Source organism: Pseudomonas sp. nanlin1, assembly GCF_045571515.1.
Taxonomy (GTDB): domain Bacteria; phylum Pseudomonadota; class Gammaproteobacteria; order Pseudomonadales; family Pseudomonadaceae; genus Aquipseudomonas.
Genome location: NZ_CP124218.1, coordinates 794266 through 812265 on the forward strand (window position 1 = coordinate 794266; position 18000 = coordinate 812265).

The following is an 18000-nucleotide window of genomic DNA, read 5'->3' on the forward strand; positions in this document are numbered from 1 at the left end:
TTTATGTGGTATTTCGCTTGGATACTGGGGGTGCTGCTGGCGTGCAGCTTGGGCATCATCAACGTGTTGTGGCTGGAAGCCGTCGAAGCGCGCGGGGAGGGCGATGGCGGTGATCGCTGAACAGCCGACCCTGGTGCGCCGGCCTGGGAGCCGCTGGGTATCACTGCTACTGGCGGCGCCCATCAGCCTGGTCCTGCTGCTGCACCCCATGGCGTTGGTCAATGAGCAGGGCGGCTACAGCCACGGCGTGCTGTCGCTGATGCTCTGGGGCGTGGCGGCGGGCTATGTCCACGGCCTGGGTTTCGACCCAAGGGCCCTGGTGTGGCGCTGGGTGTTTCACCCGGTGCTGGCGTGGGGGTTGATGGGGTTGGGGTATGGGGCGTTGGGGGGATGGGTGTGAGGTTAAAATGTCGCGCTCTTTTCGAAGGAAGATGTCGCGACTGCACGCGCATGATCTGTATGCCGCTAGCCTAGTGATTTTTAACACACGCTCAAGATTGAGGCGCCCGGCACGTTGCCGGGCGAGTCGAAGCCGGAGAGGCTCACGCGGCTTGCATTGCTTTGGTTAGCTGGCCAGGGGTTTTGTAAACCAATACTGAGGCACATTCAGCCAGAGCCGATGAGGCTTTTGAGAGCTCATTCTGTTCAGCCGCTTCAAGTATCACGGTCCTACGGATACCGGGGATTGCGTTTTTGATGTCGATCATCTTGCCCAGAGTCTGGTAGACGGATGGCCAGTGGGGGCTTCCACTTACCGCACTAATCGTTTGCACTAGCTGCAATTCCGACGTTCCGACACCGATAGCGAACGGGAATTTAAGTTGATGTCCGCTTGCCCCAACAATGGTGAAGTCACGCTTTACTTGTCCGGGGAAGGTCTGCTTCAACGCAGCCGAGACAATTCTATCGAATCGGGAGCCGCTGACAGCTTGCCACTGACTGCAGGCGTAACTGATGGAAGCCGCCGCATCTATCATTTGCGCCAAGTAGAACGGGGCGTTTTGCTCATCACACGCTACGAATAGCTCCCCATCATCGGAAAGGTGCACGTGATTTTCCGCGGCTATCGCTGCCAGACGGCGTCCACGCGCGGCATTGGGTTGAATGCCGACGGTCATGGCATGAAAAAGTGTGTCTGCGTTGTCTGAGATACGCACACGCCCTCGCCCGATGTCCTCCACGTAGGCTCCAATGAGGTTACCGTCGTAAGGGACAGTCATATGGCTTTCCATGTACACGACATCCTCGTTGACCGGAACGCAGGTCAAAGCGAGAGCGTTACCAAGCGCTGAACAATTCATATCAACCTCAGTTGGCCGTCTTGGCCTATCTCGTCTGGGAGATTAAAGGTGGGGGCCCCGTGGATATTCGCATGGCGTAAGAACATCTGCCAGAGGTGTTCGGCGGGGGCCGGGTTTACAGGCTCCGCATACCCATAGGACGCCTCCAGCGCAGGCAGGTGCATGTGGGGATGTCCAATGGTTTGGCCGTAGAATGGCCTACCGGCACCAACCTTATTCCGGTGTCTGGTGAAGCCACCGTCGTCGATAGCGAACGATCGTGTATTTTGTACGAAAAGCCCAAGATAGAGACGCTCGGGCGCGCCGTTCACCTTGCCTCCTTTGTACTCCAGCTGGACAAATAGACCTTCTTTCGTCCGTTCGCCGACCAGCAAACTGGCTCGATACTTGTAGATCGATGGCCAACGATGAACTGTTGTCATGACCCAATCGATTCGGTCGGCGCCAAACCATTTTTTCTCAACGGCGATGCCGTTTATTGCTTCAGCAAAAGGTATCAAACCGTCAGCCCGTCCTTTTTGTTACCCCGTCCTGACGCCGAAGATCCCCCCCTTCGCTGTCATTCCTTAAAAGCTATCCGAACTCGTCCCTGAATTTCATTTGCACTATTCAGACGCAATGGCCAAAGGCTCATCGGCACTTATAGAACTTTAGCCAACTGCCGGAAATTCTCGCATGCGTGCTTGCACAGCGTCATCGAAAATTATGTAAAGCGCTTCAATATCCGCAGGCCGCAGCTTCCGCCCGGCCTCCAGTTCGCCGATAAAGCTCAGGGCTATTGCGCCCTCGCTTTCAATCGCTTCGCGGGTGCTGGCGGCCTCGAGCGAGCGCACCAGTTTTTGGATGGGGTCGCGGACCGGTTTGGCCAGTTTGAGCAGGTCGAGCCGTTGCTGGGGCATGCAGGGCGTATCTCGTGAGTAGAGGTAAGTTCGGGCTAGGCGGCGTGGCGCTGCTTCACGGTGGCTCAAGCCGGCGCAGGGGTCAATGCTTTGCGCTTAAAGCCCGCGCTAGAGCCTTCGCCGATAAAAAAATTTTCATGATCCATTGTTGCAGCGACACAAATCCTGACAAAATAAATGCTAATCGTTCTTATAAGCATTATCTATCGTGCCCCGTAGTCAGGAAACCCTCATGTCGCGCTCTGCCCCGCTGCATTGCTTTAGCCCCTCCCGTAACCTTTTGGCCGTGGCCATCTGCATGGCCACGATGGCCTCGGCCCAGGCCGATGACAGCACCGCAGCGACAGCACCCGTGGAGCTTGGCGCTACTGAGATCACCAGTACCAGCGCTCAATTGGGCAGCACCACCGAAGGTACGCAGTCCTACACCACGGGGGCGATGTCGACGGCCACCAAGTTGCCGCTGACCATGCGCGAAACGCCCCAGGCGGTCACGGTGATCACCCGCCAGCGCATGGACGATCAGGCCATGACTAGCATCAATGACGTGATTGCCGCCACCCCCGGGGTGTTCCTCAACTACTCCAGCGGCCCGGGCCGTCAGTCCTACACCGTGCGCGGGTTCGACATCGACAACCTGATGTACGACGGCATCCCCAGCGGGTATCAGAGCGCAACTGTAGGCGCGCAGCCCAACCTGGCCATGTTCGACCGCGTCGAGATTGTGCGCGGCGCCACAGGCTTGGTGACCGGCGCGGGGAATCCGTCGGCGGCCGTTAACCTGATCCGCAAGCGGCCGCTGTACGACCAGAAAGTCACCCTGACCGGTGCCGCTGGCAGTTGGGACGACTACCGCGGCGAGGTCGACGCCTCCAGCCCGCTGAATGACAGCGGCACCCTGCGCGGGCGAGTGGTGGCGTCTTACCAGGGCGCCAATAGCTTTATCGATGATGTGGAAGACGACCACGGCCTGCTGTACGCCGTCACCGAGGCCGACCTGAGCGATGACACCACCCTGACCCTCGGTTTCTCCCATCAGAAGGACAAAACCAACTATTTCTGGGGCGCCTCGATGATCGGCCTCGACGGCCATCACCTCGACCTGCCGCGTTCCTACAACCCCGGCACCGATTGGGAAAACAAAGATCAGGAAATCAACACCGTCTTCGCCGAGTTGCGTCACCAGTTGGCCAATGACTGGAAGCTTCAGGTCAATGCCAATTACGCTGAGCAGAACGCGCTATTTTCCGGGTCCTACCAGTCGCGCTTTGCCTCTGATCGCTTGCTGCGGCGCACCGTGTACCAGTCTGCCCATGATGAAAACCAGGCGGGCCTGGACGCCTTCGCCAGTGGGCCGTTCGAGGCGTTCGGGCGTAGCCATGAACTGGTGGTGGGGGCGAGCAAACGCATCTTCGATATGACCACCCATAACTATTCCCCGTACGCCACGGAGGGGCCGCTCAATGGCGGCAAGCCGGACTTTGTCCACACCAACAACGAACGTGCAGTGACCACCCAGGACGGTGTGTACCTGACCACGCGCCTGAGCCTGGCCGACCCGTTGAAGTTGATCCTCGGCGGCCGTGTGGACTGGTATGACTACGACAACCGCGATGGCGACGGCGACTACAAAGTCACCCGTAACGTTACCCGTTACGCGGGCATGATTTACGACATCGACGAGCACCACTCGGCCTACGTCAGCTACAGCGACATCTTCACGCCACAAACCGAGAGGGATGGTTCCGGTAGCCCGGTCAGGCCGATCGTGGGCAAAAACTATGAGGTCGGCCTTAAGGGCGAATACCTCGACGGCGCGCTGAACGCCAGCGTCGCGCTGTTTCGGATCGACCAGGAAAACCGCGCAGTACAACGGGTGGGCTGCCTGACCACCAACTGCTACAACCCTTCCGGCGAAGTGCGCAGCGAAGGTATCGACTTCGAACTACAGGGCGCGCTGACGGAACACTGGCAGGTGGGCGGTGGCTACACCTACGCCCGCGTGCACACCATCAAAGACTCTGACCCAGAGAAAGTGAACCAGATGTTCGACACCGACACCCCCGAGCATATGTTCAAGCTGACCACCCTCTACCGCCTGCAGGGCGACCTGGAAAAACTGCGTATCGGCGGCACCGTCTCCTGGCAAAGCCGCATGTACAACGACATTGACAGGCTCGACAATGGCGGCAAGTACCGCCTGGAGCAGGGCGCCTATGCGGTGGCCGACCTGATGGCGGGGTACAAGGTTAACCAGCACCTGGACCTGCAACTCAATGCCAACAACATCTTTGATCGAAAGTATTACGCTTCCATTGCCAACTCGGCGCGGTACGGCGGCGACACCTACGGTGCGCCGCGTAATCTGATGATGACGGCTAAGTACAGTTTCTGAGGCTGGCAGCGATAAAGATCGGGGCCGTAGGAGGGGGCTCGCCCCCGATCTTTTGACCCTAGGGCGTCACACCGTGGTCTGCACACCAATCAACTCAACCTCAGCCGTTTCCGCCGTCGGCGCAGCCGGGGCAAACACCACAGTGTCTCGCAATGCACCGTTCTGCCAGTCGCCATCGAGCGTCAACTCAAACCGATGACCCTGGGCGTCCGCTTCCAGGTCCTTGAGGTAGGTGCGGTCCAGCGCTGAGTTGTAGCTCAGCTTCAAGGTGGTGCCGGTGCCGTCCCCGTAGCCGGTATACCCCAGCGCCGAGAGGTCGATGGTGTCCACACGGCGATCGAACTGCACGATCACGTCAGAGAAACTCTCGGTGTCGGTGCGGTAGCTGTCGTCAACGGACGTATACAGGTAGGTGTCCGCCCCTTCTTCACCGTTAAGCACATCCCGGCCTTTGCCACCGATCAGCACATCGTCACCGGCGCCGCCGTTGATCCGGTCGTTACCGTCCAACCCGCGCAGCTCCTCGGCCATGGCCGTACCTCGGATAACGTCAGCCCCAGCGGTGCCCTGCACCACAGGTGGGGTGAAGACCACATTGCTGCTGTCCAACTGGCCAAGCCAATTCCCTTCCAGCACCAACTCAAAGCGCTCACCAGCGGCGTTCGCTTCAAAGCTCTTGAGATAGGTGCGGGTGCCCTCAGCGTTCAATTGCACCGCCAGGGTGCCGTCGTGGCCATCGCCCAGCCCGGTGAAACCCAGGCCGATCAGGTCGATGCGGTCTTCGCTGGCGTTAAAGTCCTGAATACGGTCACTGGCCGTGGTGGTCGCAGTACGGTAGCTGTCGTCTACCGCAGTGAAACGGAAGATATCCGCACCATCGCCGCCGTACAGCACGTCGCGCCCGCCCGCGCCCTGTAGGACATCATCGCCGCCCAAGCCGCGAATGATCTCGGCCGCATCGGTGCCGAGCAAGTCATCTTGGCCCTTATAACCGTCCACGTGGTTTTTGCCGTCCTGGCTGCCGAACGTCAGGTCCAGGCTGCCATCGGGGTTAAACCGGGTCACGCTAAAGTCCAGGCCGTTGATGTTAGAACTGCCGGACACCACGATCTTGCCGTCCGCCTGCACCGTCACGGCGCTGGCATTGTTGGCGTAGCCCTCGGCGGGGGTGAAGTACGCGCGGCCGTTCTCGCCGAAACTAGTGTCCAGAGAGCCGTCGCTGTTAAGGCGCACCACAGTGCCGGTTTTGCTGTCGCCATCGCCGACCACGATGATCTTGCCGTCTGGCTGTACCGCCACTGCCGAGTAGACGTCCAAGCCGAGCGAGGCGTCGAACACCACCTTGCCGTTGTCGCCAAAGGCGGTGTCGCGCTCGCCGTCAGCCGTTACGCGCACCAGGCTGTAGGCGTATTTGTCTGCGGAGGACCAATCCCCGGCAAACAGCACGCTGCCGTCAGGCTGCACGACGGTGGTGGTGTACAGCCCTTCGAATTCTCCCGCGTCGGCAAAGCGGAAGGTGCCGTTATCGCCGTAGCCAGTGGCCACAGAGCCATCCGCATTGAGCTTGGTCACCGCCAGGGTCGTACCATAGATGCCGGTGACATACAGGCCACCGTCTGCAGCCACCGTGATAGCGGTCGCGCCATTGAAGGAGCCAGCGTCGGTCAGAACCACCTTGCCAGCGTTACCGAAACTGGTATCCACCGTGCCATCGGCGTTAAAGCGCTGCACAACTTCCGACTCACTGGCGAGAATCTTGCCATCGGGCTGGACGGTCACATAGGTGCCGTTTTCGCGGTCGACCTCGGCGTCTACCACCACCACGCCACCGGTGCCGAAGCTGGTGTCCAGGGTGCCGTCGGCATTGAGCCGCATCAGTGAGTAGTCGGAGCGGGTCTCATAGAAACCCAGCGGTGAACCGGGGTAGCTGTAGGAGATGTGCGGGCTGTGGCCGGCCACCAATATTTTGCCATCGGCCTGGAGGCTGATACCGCGGTTCGAATCGTCCATACCCGTCAGGTCCACAATCACCTGGCCAGGAGCGGTACGAACGGTATGCGTGCTGGGCGTTGCCATCGGTTAATCCTTTAACAAGGGGGAGTTTTTAAGACCGTGCACAAAGACGAAAGTGAATTTCGTAATTGCGGCCAGGCGACCAACGGTCGCTGGCCCGCAACGGTAATGCGCTTACGCCATGCCGGCCGCATGCACAGCCGGGTCAACCTGCCCGAGCAATGTCACCTCACCCTCACCGGCAAAGACAAAATTGGCCGCGTTGAGCTGCTGCGACACATCGCCGTCCAGTGCCACCTCGAAGCGGTGGCCCAAGGCATCGGTTTCCAGGTCCTTGATGTAGGTGCGCCCGGTCTCAGCACTGTAGGCCACCTTCAGGGTGCCCTGGGTGCCGTCGCCCAGGCCGGTGTAGCCGAGTGCGCTGACGTCGATCACGTCTTTACTGGCGAGGAAGTCCAGAATCAGGTCGTTGGCGCCCCGGTAGCTGTCCAGCGTGCTGTCGTAGACAAAGGTGTCCGCGCCGGTGCCACCTTGTAGGCGATCAGCGCCTGCGCCGCCATTGAGCACATCGTCACCGGCCCCGGCAGTCAGCAGCTCGCCTTTATCCCCGCCGGTCAAATAACTATTGCCGTTACCCCCATACACCCCAGTCAAGTTTGGGTTCGCCTGGGCATAGTCCACCGGCGTGTGCAGGGCCTGATTCGGCCCGAACTGCACGCTGTTCACAATCTGCGCAAAGGCCAGGTACACCGGCGCCGGGGTGGTAATGTCCAGGGCGAAGTGATGACCGCTGCTGTCGGTTTCAAAATTCTCCAGCCGGTAGGTGTCGTCCGTCGTGCGGCTGAAGGTGAGGGTGTCGCCGTAACCGTCGCCGAACCCGGTAAAACCCAGGGCGCTCAAGTCGATACGGTCACCCTGGCTGTAGGTGAAATCGGTGATGCGATCCCGGCCGTTCTCCAGGCTATCCGCCAGGTGGGCGAACTGGAACACATCGGCGCCCGCGCCGCCGGTGAGCGTGTCCGCGCCAGCGCCGCCATCCAGGCGGTTGTTACCGCTGCCGCCGATCAGCCGGTCAGCCCCGGCCAGGCCGAAGAGGGCGCCATCGTCGCTGGTGCTGGCGAAGTCAAGGGTGTCTGCTGCCGCCGAGCCCTGGTGTAGGGCGACGAAATCCTGGCTGCTCAACACCCCGCGGTAGTCGCCCCGCAACGCCACGGCAAACCCCTGGCTGGCGCCTTCAGTGGCCAGGCTGCGCAGATGAGTCAAACCCGTGGCCGCGTCATAGCTCACCGCCAAGGTACCGTTGAGGCCATTGCCGACACCCGCCACGCCCAATGCAGTGAGGTCCAGGCGATCCACGCCTACTTTGAAGTCGCGGATCGAGTCCGACGTACTCAGGCTGGTGCCGTAACTCTCACTTGCCTGGTTAAACACAAACACATCGCGCCCATTACCGCCGGTCAACGTATCCGCGCCGCTACCGCCCACCAGCCGATCGGCCCCAGCGCCACCCACCAGGCTGTCGTTACCGCCACCGCCCAACAAGATCGAAGCGCCTGCCGCTGCCTTCAAAGCATCCGCCGCGTCGGTACCGTACTGGCGGTTAGGCAAGGCAGAATTATCCACCGTAGCGCCCAGGCCGCTCTGCGCCGAGCCAAAGCCGTTGAACACATTCTGATCGAGCAGGTGCTGTTCTGAGGTCGGGTTGTCCTGCTCGACAATCGCCGTGCCCCCCGCAACGCCGGCATTGAGCACGTTATGCGACAGCGCAAACGAGGCATCGGCGTTATGAAACACGCCTTTACTGTCCAGGTACCCCTTCACCAACAACTCTGGCCCCGCGCCCGCTTGGGAATTGTGCGACAGCGTGCTGTTCACCACCTGCACCCCCGAGCCGCCTTCCAACACCAGCCCCGCGCCCTGGTTGTCATGCACCACCACCCCGTTGACGGTGCCGATCAGCCCCCGCTCGACGATGCCCGCGCCACCGTTGCCATACACCTCACCGTAGGACACATCCCCGGCATACCGATTAGGATTCGGCGCCCCCACGCGCTCTAACAGCAGGCCATTGCCGCCGTTGTCGTGGGACACACTGCCAAACAGAAGCGACTGATCGGCGTACTGCACATCGAAGCCATCCCCCGCGTTATGCGCCGCCTCGTTATCGTAAAACAGCACGCTGTCGCCATAGCCCGCCGATGTATCGAGCACAAGCCGCGTAGTAAAACCATCCTCACCGTTGTAGGTAGACACACTGTCGCGCACCGTCGATTCCGCGGTCAGCGCATACGCGAAAAACCCCGACCCACTGCACTGGGTCAACGCAACCCCTTCAACGGTCAGGGCGTAGGTCAGCGCCTTCATATTGGCGTCCGTACCACTGACCAACCCGTGCACCGTACCGCTGGTATTGCTCTGGTTGCCGTCAATGGTCAGGTCACTCACCGTCGCCGCTGACGTCTGCACCCGCGATGAGGTGCGCACAATCCCATCAATGTCCTCACTGGAACCGTCCGCCAACTTCAGCGTCGTCAGCCCTTGGCCCGCGCCAGTCAAATTGACCGCACTTTTCAACGTCAGGCAGCCCCCGTCGGCATTGGTACCGCTGACCACGAACGTGCCCTGGGGAATAAACACATCACCGCCGCCGGCTTTAAAAGCGGCGTTTATGGCGAGCTGGATGGCATGGGTGTCGTCCGTGACGCCGTCACCTTTGGCGCCGAAGTCTTTTACGTTGAAGGTTTGTGGCATGGGGGCGTCCTTAGGGGAAATGGATGGATTTTATGACAACATGTTTCAGAGGAGTGCGATAAGAAATTGGGGGAAAGCGACTAACGGTTGGGCTATACAGGGGATGCGGCGTTAGCAGGTTGAGAAATGGGCATGTCCATGGCATGCCCGCGCCGCCTAACTATGTAATGCCCAAATACAAAATCAAGAACAAATCCGAGAGGCCCATATGCTAAGTTTTTTATCCACATTAGTTTGGTTACCAAGGAATGGTTCAAGATGGCCTTTGATGCGTTTATTGAAATTCCCGAAATCCCTGGCGAAGCAATAGATGAGAAATATTGCAACTGGATAGAAATCCTGGGTTACAACTTCGGCGTCAGTCAAAGTGTTTCCGCAACCGCTAGCTCCGCCGGCGGCGCTTCGTCAGGTCGCACTAACGTGACCAACTTCACCTTCACCAAGTACTTGGACAGTGCAAGCTGCAAGCTGATGGAGGCGGGGTGTTCAGGTCAGCACATCAGAGAAGTCAAAATGGCACTCTGTCGAGCGGGCGCGGACAAGCTCAAGTATTACGAAATAGTCCTAGAGGAAGTTATTATTGCCGATTATGCGCAGAGTGCCAGCTCAGGCATTCCCGTTGAAATCGTACAGCTCAATTACGGCCGCATAAAAGCGACCTACACCCGGCAGCAACGTGCCGACGGCACTCCGGGTGGTAATGTCGCGGGCGGTTGGGACCGGATCGAAAATAAAAAGTGTCTGTAGGGTACGACCATGGCCGATACCCGCTCATTCATCAATCAACGCACACAGACATTCGAAACCCTAAAAGAAAGTCTCGAACTGCCAAAACATACCCAAGCAAAATTCGTCGCACTTAACCCGCACCTTTCAGGAGGCGTTGTTCTAGCGGGCGATCTGGTTATTGTGGGCGATGCTTCAACCGCCTCATCCACCGCCGAAGAAGCCATGTTGATGGCGAAGGCGGCTGAAGTGCGCACAGCGCTGCTGGTAAATGGACAAGGCGGTGACGACTTTTTTCTGGAAAATTTCGAACTCATCAAACAGATGCTGGCTTACACCTCCATTGGTATAGGCGCGGCGAGCGACGGTTGGAGTCGGCACTTAGACGCCATCAAACGAACCCTTCTGAGCATCGAGACGCTTCACAGGGAACACATGGGCTCCGGCACCCTGGCCCAGCGGGAAGCGTTCTATGCCAAGAGAGCAGCCTTGTTCTCAACCCTGGAGAAGCAACTCGATAGCTTCGCCGCATTGGGGTCTGGCCTACGCGATAAAAGCTCGATCAAAAGGCTGTTGGGCCTTTCGACAAAAAGCTACCTGCATAGGGGGGATATCGCCGGGTACGCTGACAAGGTCTCCGGTGTAGCCAAGGCGTCTCAGCTCATTAAACGCGGAACTTACATCGGTACCGCACTGGAAGTCGGCTCCAAGGGGCTGGCGATCCGTAATGCGTGCACGTCTGGGCGCGAGGAGCAGTGCCGCAAGGCCAAGTATGTGGAGGGTAGCGCGCTGGTTGGTAGTGTATCTGGAGCGGCTCTCGCGGGGCATATTGGCGGCGGTATGGCTATGGCCGCCTGCGTCGCCTTGGGATTTTCTAGTATGGGCACGGTGACGCTAGTGTGCGCGGTGGCTGGAGGTGCTGGTGCGGGTTGGGGGGGAGGCGAGTTGGGTGGAGTGGGAGGGGAGATATTGGGCGAAATTCTCTACGGAAAGATGACGAATGAATAGCACTCTGGTAGCTGTGCTTGCTGGGATAATCCTGGGCTCTATGGTGCTATTGTTAATCGCACTAGCAGTGATTGCCCACAGGTACGTCGATGCCATCGAGGCATGCTTCCCCAATAGCCTGTATATAGAACACAATAGGAACAATTGGTCGTGGGCGGGATTGCAAGGGAAGGTGACAAGAATGGGCAATATTGGCATGGTCTTAATTGTGCCGAGGATATATGTCAGAAGAGGGCTCGTTGATCCACGGGAAATAAGTGAGCTCCCTAAGGGTTATAAATTGTTGCTAGTGGTGCCATTGTTCTTGTCTTTCTTTTTGATTGCATCGCTTGCTGTGCTAAGCCTCGCATTTTAGAAGAAAGGCCCAAGCGTCGTTTATATTCCGTCTTCACATTGGCAACTGCCTTCTGCCCCCGGCATACTCCTGCGCTGATAAATAGCCGGGGGCTCCGTGGTAGGTCACTGGTCCCAAACCGCTACTAGTGAAGCAAGCTCGAACGGATCAGGAGAACACCTAGATGGACCCCACACTTTTCGAGCGCTACTCACCGGCCATCCGCAGGCTCGGCGCGGCCGGCGCCGACAGTCCCGAGCTCGTGATTGAAGAAAACGGCAGAGACATCCTCAGGTATATCCCTTTCGAACACGTTAACGCCGATGCCAAATTGGTCATCGTGGGCATCACCCCAGGCCCCAACCAGCTCCGATTGGCGTACAGCGAAGCCCAGCGGCTAATGGCCGCCGGCACCCCGACCTCGACGCTGCTGCATGAAGTAAAAAAACTGGGTGCATTCGGCGGCAGCGCCATGCGCCCCAACTTGCTGCGTTATCTGCGGCACTTCAAGTTCGACAAGATCCTGGGCATTGCCGATGTAGAGTCCCTGTGGGCAGAAAACGCCGGCTTGTTCCACGCCACCTCGGTGATCCCTAACGCAGCCTTTACCGCCACGCCTGCAGGCGGAGAATCCATGTTCGCAGGGTCATTTGCCTACCTGATGGCTTCCCCTTTATTTCGACAGTGCTTCATGGACCGCTTCGTCTCCACACTCCGCCAAATCAACCCAAATGCGCTTTATGTCGGCCTCGGCGATTGCCCCGCAGACGCGTTGCAGTGGTGCGTCGATAACGGCTACTTACAAGCCCGGCAGTTTTTGGGGGCTTTCTGTCATCCCTCAACCAGTGGCGGCAGCGCACCCAGTGTGTATATCCGCGATAAAACACTCAGTGACCTCAAGCCGACAGACCCTGTACGTCACAGAGTTGCCAAACTCGATCAAGCCTATGCGCGAATGGCTCGCGCAACTGCCCTGCTCCTGGGCAACGCGGCGCCAATACCGGAACCGCCACCCGTAGCCCCTTTACCGAACCCTATCCAACCAGCCCTTGCCCCAACGCCTGCGCCCAAGCCAGCCCGCAAAACCGTCGCTGCCCCATGCGACGAATTCACCGAAAAGGTGATCAGGCAGATCCAACAAAGCGGCTACTTGCTGGTAAAGCAGAACAAATACCTCGCAGAGTTCTGCGCTGCTGGCCACACGGTTTATTTATTGAAAGCAAAGACCCGCGTCGACCACATCGGCCTGATGGTTCACCCCAACCTGAACAGGGCTGACTTAGTAGAGCTGCTGGCGCACGGTTCGGTCAGCACAGACCATCGACACCACTCCAACATGTCGAAGTTTCCATCAAAACTGCATACTGGAAAGCTACCCATCACGTATGCCTGGCAAGTGAGCGTAGGTGGCCTGGCGCAGGTGAGTGCTGTATTAGAAGGTCTGCTTAAAATCAAACCACTCGCAAGCTGAAACTCTGCTGCATCTTCGCTTGGCAGGCCCGTTAGTCTCTTATGGAAAAACACAATGAGCGAACACCTTCGCACGCGTTTCCCTACCCCAAATCTAGACCGACTCCTGCAAACCGAGCCGCTCAAAGGCGCGAAGGTATTCAAGACCGGCTCCAGTTCAACCATCTTCGAGGCGGGTGACAGCCTGCTGCGGTTGACCCTGCAAGGCAGTGGCCATAACTTTCTGGCGCAACAATCGGCGGCGGGTAACCCAAACGTGGTCAAAGTGCTGCGCAACTATGGCGCGGTTGCACTATCGGACACCTACGAGTCTGGCCCTGAAGTCGAGTTCTACTGGCTCGCACAGGTCGAACGCCTGGTTGAAATTGAAGTGGGTAGCGAGCCTGTTATCGAGGCCTGGCTTGCGCAATTCGATGAAGACGGGCAGCCCGAATCGCAGGACTTACCCGCTGTCGCCCAGCAATGCCGTGAACTGGCGCAAGCTCACAAAGAGTATGCGGGGTTCATGGAAACCCTGGCGCTAGCGGCGGAGTTTCGGGGTATCGAGTCAATGGACCTGCGCCTGAGTAACTGCATGCGCCGCCCTGCCACCGGGGAGTTGGTCTGGACGGACCCGTTAGATGATTGTTTCTACGAGCCAGACCCCGCTATGGAAATGCCACTGAATGAACTCTTCGCGCGCCTCAAGTAAAAGGCGCGGGTGATGAAAAACCCAAACCCGCGCTACATCTTGATCACCGGCGCAGCCGGCACCGGCACCACCACGTTAGCGCAAGCGTTAGCCAACGAACTGCGCATCCAGCACCTAGAGGCAGACGACTTCCTATGGCTGCCCAGCGACCCGCCCTACCAGCACATGGCAGACAAAACCAAGCGAGGCGAGCGTTTACAGCAGGCCATGCACGACCATGGCCAAGCCATCGTCGCCGGCTCTATCGTGGGCTGGGGCCAGCCGCTTGAAAATGCATTTGGCCTTGTGGTGTTTCTTTACCTGCCGGCTGAACTCAGATTAAAACGGCTAGAGCGCCGGGAAATACAGCGCTTCGGCCAAGCCAAACCAGAGTTCCTGGCATGGGCCGCGCAATATGATCAAGGCGGCGTTCCTGGCCGCAGTTTGGCAGTGCACAACCAATGGCTGGCGGCGCGTGAGGGTGAGGTGTTGCGGCTAGAGGGGGATATGTCCGTGAGTGAGCGGGTGGGGCGAGTGCTAGATGTGCTCGGCCGGTAAAGTCGCATTCAGCTAGCGCAGAGCCCTTACTGAGTTCGGATGGTTGGTCGTGATACTTGAATCAACCCTGCATTCCACTGGCGATCGAACTCACGCTTGGCGGTATTGCGGTGGTCAACGCAGGCAACCATCTGAGCATCTGTCTTCCAGTTATCGCACCCCTTGGGGTCTTGATAAGACACGTCGAAGGCGCGCGCTCGGGCTTGTTCTTGTTCCCAGCGTAGTTGGGTTTCATGTACGTATTTTTCATTGGCAGCCTGCGCTGCCTGAGCTGCCGCTACCTTTCTTCGTTGAGCCGCTTCCACTTGAAGTTGCTGCGCAGCGTTAGCTTGTAGGGCGATGGCTTGAATCGCGGAGATACGCTGGGTGACGGCGTTCTGCGTGATTTGAGTGAAGGCGTAGTAGCCCAGAAGGGCAATTGCCATAGGTAGAAGCAGTTTGAGAAGAAGATGCTCGGGGGTTCTGGATCGGCGTCGTGCCATGGTTTGGGCTCCTGGGGTGATAGCTTAATGCTACCTGGTCTGGCTGTTGAACTCTACTGGGAGAAGGAATGGGGGCAGCTAAAGCGAACGAAACTCACCAACTCCATTATCGAAGCCGCCCGAGCAGGTGAGCAGGGAGGCGGTTTCGCCGTGGTCGCCGACGATGTACGCAGTTTGGCAGGACGCACTAGCGCCTCAACCCAGGAAATCGCCGGCCCGATTGCCCGGATCCAGTGAAGCACTCGTTAGGCAGTGACCAGCATGAAAGCAGCTGTCGCCCAAGCCTGTAAGGTCGTGGCCGTCACTGCTGAGGTGGAATGGGGGATCGAGGAGATACTGGACGCTACTTTGAGCACGACAGCGCTGGTGAGCAACATCACGCGGACTATTGGGGAGCAGCTTCTAGCGAGTAAGAGATCGGACATCAGGTTGAGATGGTTGCCGGTATGTCGGAAGGGGATAGTCGGGTGATAGATCAGCCAGCTAGCGGTATTGATGAGATTTATGGGCTTACGAATCGGCTTGTGCGGTTGGTTTGGCTTTGATGGTTCATGGGTGCGATTTGCGGGGTGGCGCGCATCGAAATCTGCGGGCTTTATTGCTTGTATGCTTGTTGCATAGGATCGTTGAAGTCACGCGCTACGAGTGGTGGCTGGTCTGATATTTACCGTTGAACAGAATGGGTGGGGGATATGGGTCTGTCTGCAGTGCGAAACGCTGATTCAGGCCCTGGTGCTGCCAGAGGTGATCGACAAGGGCACCTCACGGTCGACGCACGTGCCGGGGGGATTTGAACCCCCGTCTAGCGCAGGCCAGTTAAGGGCTTCAGCCAGAGGGCTGCCATAAAGCTGTCATTGCCTCGCAGCCTAGATGCATCGTCGAATGGGCAAAATAGCCTCACCGCGCTGCATCGATTGGCATTCCGCCAGCAGATAGGTACATTGACTGAGAGGATAAGAGCAGGGAGCTCCTCTGCTTCAGTATTCGATGCATGATGACCCTCCCGACACTTGATCCCGCGAAATCCTAGATAGGGATAATTAGGCAAGGGAGTTTTACATGAAGGTCATATCGGTTTTTAACAACAAAGGAGGCGTGGGCAAAACTACGCTAACTTATCATCTGGGAAACGCCCTGGCAGAAAGCGGTTACAAAGTGCTCATGATTGATGCGGACCCCCAGTGCAATCTGACCATCTATTCTCTGGATCAGGAAGTGGTTCATGATATATGGGCCGAAGAAGATAGATTCATCGATGAGGGTTTTGAGTCATCAAAACAGAAGCTCGGGGCGCAAAAATTCAGCGAGCTAAACGGTCGTCCGAGGAGTTTGCATTATCTCGTCAAGCCTACCGAAGAGGGTACTGGTGAGCTTGAGCATCTTCCTCCGCCATACATTGTCAACAGTAAGCTTCATATAATACCAGGCCGCCTTACCCTGCATCTTTACGAAGAGGTAATTGCCAGCCGTTGGACCAACTCTTATAGGGGGGATCCGTTAGCAATTAGAACCATAACAAAAATAAGGGCAATTGCTGAGCAGTTCTCAAATATCCATCATTATGACTATGTAATTGTGGATACGTCACCAAGTCTTGGCTCTTTGAATAAAGTAATCATTTCTACGGTTGACGGATTTTTCATTCCTGCGTCCCCGGACCTATTTTCGCTATATGGGATACGGAACATTGGCAAGGCTTTGTCAGCATGGAAAGAAGAATTCGATATTATATACAAGTTAATATCGTCGGAGAAGCGTCATAGCTTTCCGGAGCAGTTTGTAACATTTCTAGGCTACACGATTTACAATTCCAAGAAATACACGGGCAGTAACACAAAATGGAATCTTGCTCAAGCGCATCTCAAGTACGCCAACTTGATACCTGATACTATTGAAGAGCATATTGCATATAATCTCAGATCGCACCTAACCCGTGCCGACCTCGCTTCGCCCATTGGTGGGGAGCTAGTGATGCACAGTCATAACACTTTTCCGTCCATGGCTCAGTACTATCACTGCCCTATGTGGAAGGTCCCCAGCCAAAGAAATCTTGAGGCCGATCACCTCAATACGATACGCGGCGCGTCACAACGATACGAAGATACTAGGCGAAAATATATTGATTTCGGAAGGGATCTAATATCACGAATTGAACTGTTGGACTTTTAATCATGGATAAAAAAACAGTGATTGAGGCCGCGGTTAACGCGTTTCGTAGTGAAAAATACGTTTACGAAAGGTTCTTGAACGGAGTTGTCGATTCTTTCTCTCTGCAACCAGAGCTTAATGCATATGGGAATCCTATAATTTATACTGTAAAAAGCAGGATAAAAGACATAGATCATTTGCGCGAAAAGATATCTAGAAAGTGGTCGGATGACGATCCGATTTCTCCGGAAAATGTGTTCGAGAAAATCACAGACCTTGCTGGGGTAAGAATTCTCCATCTTTATCAAGACCAATTTCCCCATATCCACAACCATATAATGTCCCAGATCGAGTCGGGCGATTGGTTCTTCCGGGAGGCACCCGTTGCATATTCTTGGGATCCGGAGGCTAGCGAGTTTTTCAAGTCTCTCGGCCTCGACGCGAAAACAAGGGATACGTACTACACAAGCATCCACTATGTTATCTCGCCTAAGGCCGATTCGCATGTTTACTGTGAGGTTCAGGTAAGAACTCTTTTTGAAGAGATCTGGGGCGAAATCGACCATACTCTTAATTACCCAGTTCCTACCACCAGTCGATCGTGCAAAGAGCAGCTGCGTGTGCTTTCGAAGCTGGTATCTACGGGCACTAGGCTAGCAGACTCGATTTTCAGGAGCCAACAAGACTCCTTGAGCGGAACTGACGTTAAACCAATAAGCTGACTAAGGTGTCCTGAATAGGGTTTAGCAACCGTTTCAGGACAACCTGATTTTCGTCGAGGCACACAACATTCAACACATTACTAACATTACCCCATATTGCTACAGCTTTCCCCCCCGCACCTATATCCGCACTAGGCATCCATCGCCCATAAACTCTGGCAATCATTGTCCAGTCTGAGTGTCCCATTTGCTGTGCAACCCACATCGGGTGTTCTCCAGCAGACAGCATCATCGAAGCATACGTATGCCAGGTCTGGTATGGACGACGGTAGCGGACGCCAGCTTTTCTCACTGCGTGAACCCACATAGTCTCGCGTATGGGACCATCGCCCGCCCAGCGCTCAAGTGTTCGAGGATTCTGGAACACTTCTTGGCCCGCCAGGTAGGTGTGGTCTTTCTGCGCTTTCAGCGCGGATAGGGCCGGCGTGAGTAGCTTCACAGCTCTACGCCCAGACGCAGTTTTCGGGATCTCCGCGAGGCCCTTTGAGGCCTGAGTTATGGCTTTTGATATTTGAATCTCTGA

General features: G+C 57.0%; 16 protein-coding genes and 2 pseudogenes. 11 read left to right on the forward strand and 7 right to left on the reverse strand.

Features of this window, described 5'->3' with window-relative positions; genetic code table 11:
- The first annotated feature begins 3 nt into the window (after nt 1-3).
- Together cydX and QCL65_RS03710 are read left to right on the forward strand one after the other, a co-directional pair.
- Nucleotides 4-120, forward strand: coding sequence for a cytochrome bd-I oxidase subunit CydX (gene cydX / locus QCL65_RS03705; RefSeq protein WP_407314953.1), 117 nt, complete (start codon nt 4-6; stop codon nt 118-120).
- Entirely contained in the window at nt 104-400 is a 297-nt protein-coding gene (locus QCL65_RS03710; protein ID WP_407314954.1) for a cyd operon YbgE family protein, read from the forward strand. Before cydX ends, QCL65_RS03710 begins: the two co-directional genes overlap by 17 nt.
- Nucleotides 401-542: 142 nt before the next feature.
- Here QCL65_RS03710 and QCL65_RS03715 read toward each other — a convergent pair whose 3' ends face one another.
- From QCL65_RS03715 to QCL65_RS03725, 3 genes are all read right to left on the reverse strand, one after another.
- A complete protein-coding gene (locus QCL65_RS03715; protein ID WP_407314955.1) occupies nt 543-1220 on the reverse strand; it encodes a DUF1828 domain-containing protein in 678 nt (225 codons plus the stop codon).
- A gap of 77 nt (nt 1221-1297) precedes the next feature.
- Nucleotides 1298-1801: a hypothetical protein gene (locus QCL65_RS03720; protein ID WP_407314956.1), complete on the reverse strand. Its 504-nt coding sequence runs from the start codon at nt 1799-1801 to the stop codon at nt 1298-1300.
- 150 nt (nt 1802-1951) lie between these two features.
- Complete coding sequence (locus QCL65_RS03725; protein ID WP_407314957.1) at nt 1952-2200, reverse strand: hypothetical protein; 249 nt, start codon at nt 2198-2200, stop codon at nt 1952-1954.
- A gap of 232 nt (nt 2201-2432) precedes the next feature.
- Between QCL65_RS03725 and QCL65_RS03730 the strand changes: the two genes are divergently transcribed.
- Complete coding sequence (locus tag QCL65_RS03730) at nt 2433-4595, forward strand: TonB-dependent siderophore receptor (RefSeq protein ID WP_407314958.1); 2163 nt, start codon at nt 2433-2435, stop codon at nt 4593-4595.
- 66 nt (nt 4596-4661) lie between these two features.
- Here the strand turns inward: QCL65_RS03730 and QCL65_RS03735 are convergent, their stop codons facing one another.
- Nucleotides 4662-6671 carry a M10 family metallopeptidase C-terminal domain-containing protein gene (locus tag QCL65_RS03735; protein WP_407314959.1) on the reverse strand — a complete coding sequence of 670 codons (2010 nt, stop codon included), beginning with the start codon at nt 6669-6671 and terminating at the stop codon, nt 4662-4664.
- Between the two features lie 111 nt (nt 6672-6782).
- The gene (locus QCL65_RS03740; protein WP_407314960.1) at nt 6783-9359 is read right to left on the reverse strand and encodes a M10 family metallopeptidase C-terminal domain-containing protein; all 2577 of its coding nucleotides are present in this window, start codon (nt 9357-9359) and stop codon (nt 6783-6785) included.
- A 258-nt stretch (nt 9360-9617) separates the two neighbouring features.
- Between QCL65_RS03740 and QCL65_RS03745 the strand changes: the two genes are divergently transcribed.
- The 5 genes from QCL65_RS03745 (at nt 9618) to QCL65_RS03765 (ending at nt 14125) form a co-directional block, all read left to right on the forward strand.
- Nucleotides 9618-10106: an Hcp family type VI secretion system effector gene (locus QCL65_RS03745; protein ID WP_407314961.1), complete on the forward strand. Its 489-nt coding sequence runs from the start codon at nt 9618-9620 to the stop codon at nt 10104-10106.
- A gap of 9 nt (nt 10107-10115) precedes the next feature.
- Nucleotides 10116-11093: a hypothetical protein gene (locus QCL65_RS03750; RefSeq protein ID WP_407314962.1), complete on the forward strand. Its 978-nt coding sequence runs from the start codon at nt 10116-10118 to the stop codon at nt 11091-11093.
- A 518-nt stretch (nt 11094-11611) separates the two neighbouring features.
- Nucleotides 11612-12898 carry a hypothetical protein gene (locus tag QCL65_RS03755; RefSeq protein WP_407314963.1) on the forward strand — a complete coding sequence of 429 codons (1287 nt, stop codon included), beginning with the start codon at nt 11612-11614 and terminating at the stop codon, nt 12896-12898.
- A gap of 54 nt (nt 12899-12952) precedes the next feature.
- Nucleotides 12953-13588, forward strand: coding sequence for a hypothetical protein (locus tag QCL65_RS03760; RefSeq protein ID WP_407314964.1), 636 nt, complete (start codon nt 12953-12955; stop codon nt 13586-13588).
- A 12-nt stretch (nt 13589-13600) separates the two neighbouring features.
- On the forward strand, nt 13601-14125 hold the full coding sequence (locus QCL65_RS03765) for an AAA family ATPase (RefSeq protein ID WP_407314965.1): 525 nt from the start codon (nt 13601-13603) through the stop codon (nt 14123-14125).
- Nucleotides 14126-14151: 26 nt separating this feature from the next.
- Here QCL65_RS03765 and QCL65_RS03770 read toward each other — a convergent pair whose 3' ends face one another.
- Nucleotides 14152-14607: a hypothetical protein gene (locus QCL65_RS03770; RefSeq protein ID WP_407314966.1), complete on the reverse strand. Its 456-nt coding sequence runs from the start codon at nt 14605-14607 to the stop codon at nt 14152-14154.
- A 99-nt stretch (nt 14608-14706) separates the two neighbouring features.
- Between QCL65_RS03770 and QCL65_RS03775 the strand changes: the two are divergent.
- The 3 genes and pseudogenes from QCL65_RS03775 to QCL65_RS03785 form a co-directional block, all read left to right on the forward strand.
- Nucleotides 14707-15152, forward strand: a pseudogene (locus QCL65_RS03775) (methyl-accepting chemotaxis protein); the annotation flags it as partial.
- Between the two features lie 514 nt (nt 15153-15666).
- Nucleotides 15667-16776 (forward strand): ParA family protein, encoded by a 1110-nt coding sequence (locus QCL65_RS03780; protein WP_407314967.1) that lies wholly within the window; start codon nt 15667-15669, stop codon nt 16774-16776.
- 2 nt (nt 16777-16778) lie between these two features.
- On the forward strand, nt 16779-17477 hold the full coding sequence (locus tag QCL65_RS03785) for a (p)ppGpp synthetase (RefSeq protein WP_407314968.1): 699 nt from the start codon (nt 16779-16781) through the stop codon (nt 17475-17477).
- On the opposite strand, the pseudogene QCL65_RS03790 reads toward QCL65_RS03785, so the two are convergent.
- Nucleotides 17461-17985 (reverse strand): annotated as a pseudogene (locus QCL65_RS03790) (hypothetical protein); the annotation flags it as partial. The gene QCL65_RS03785 and the pseudogene QCL65_RS03790 sit on opposite strands and share 17 nt — an antisense overlap.
- Between the last annotated feature and the right edge of the window lie 15 nt (nt 17986-18000).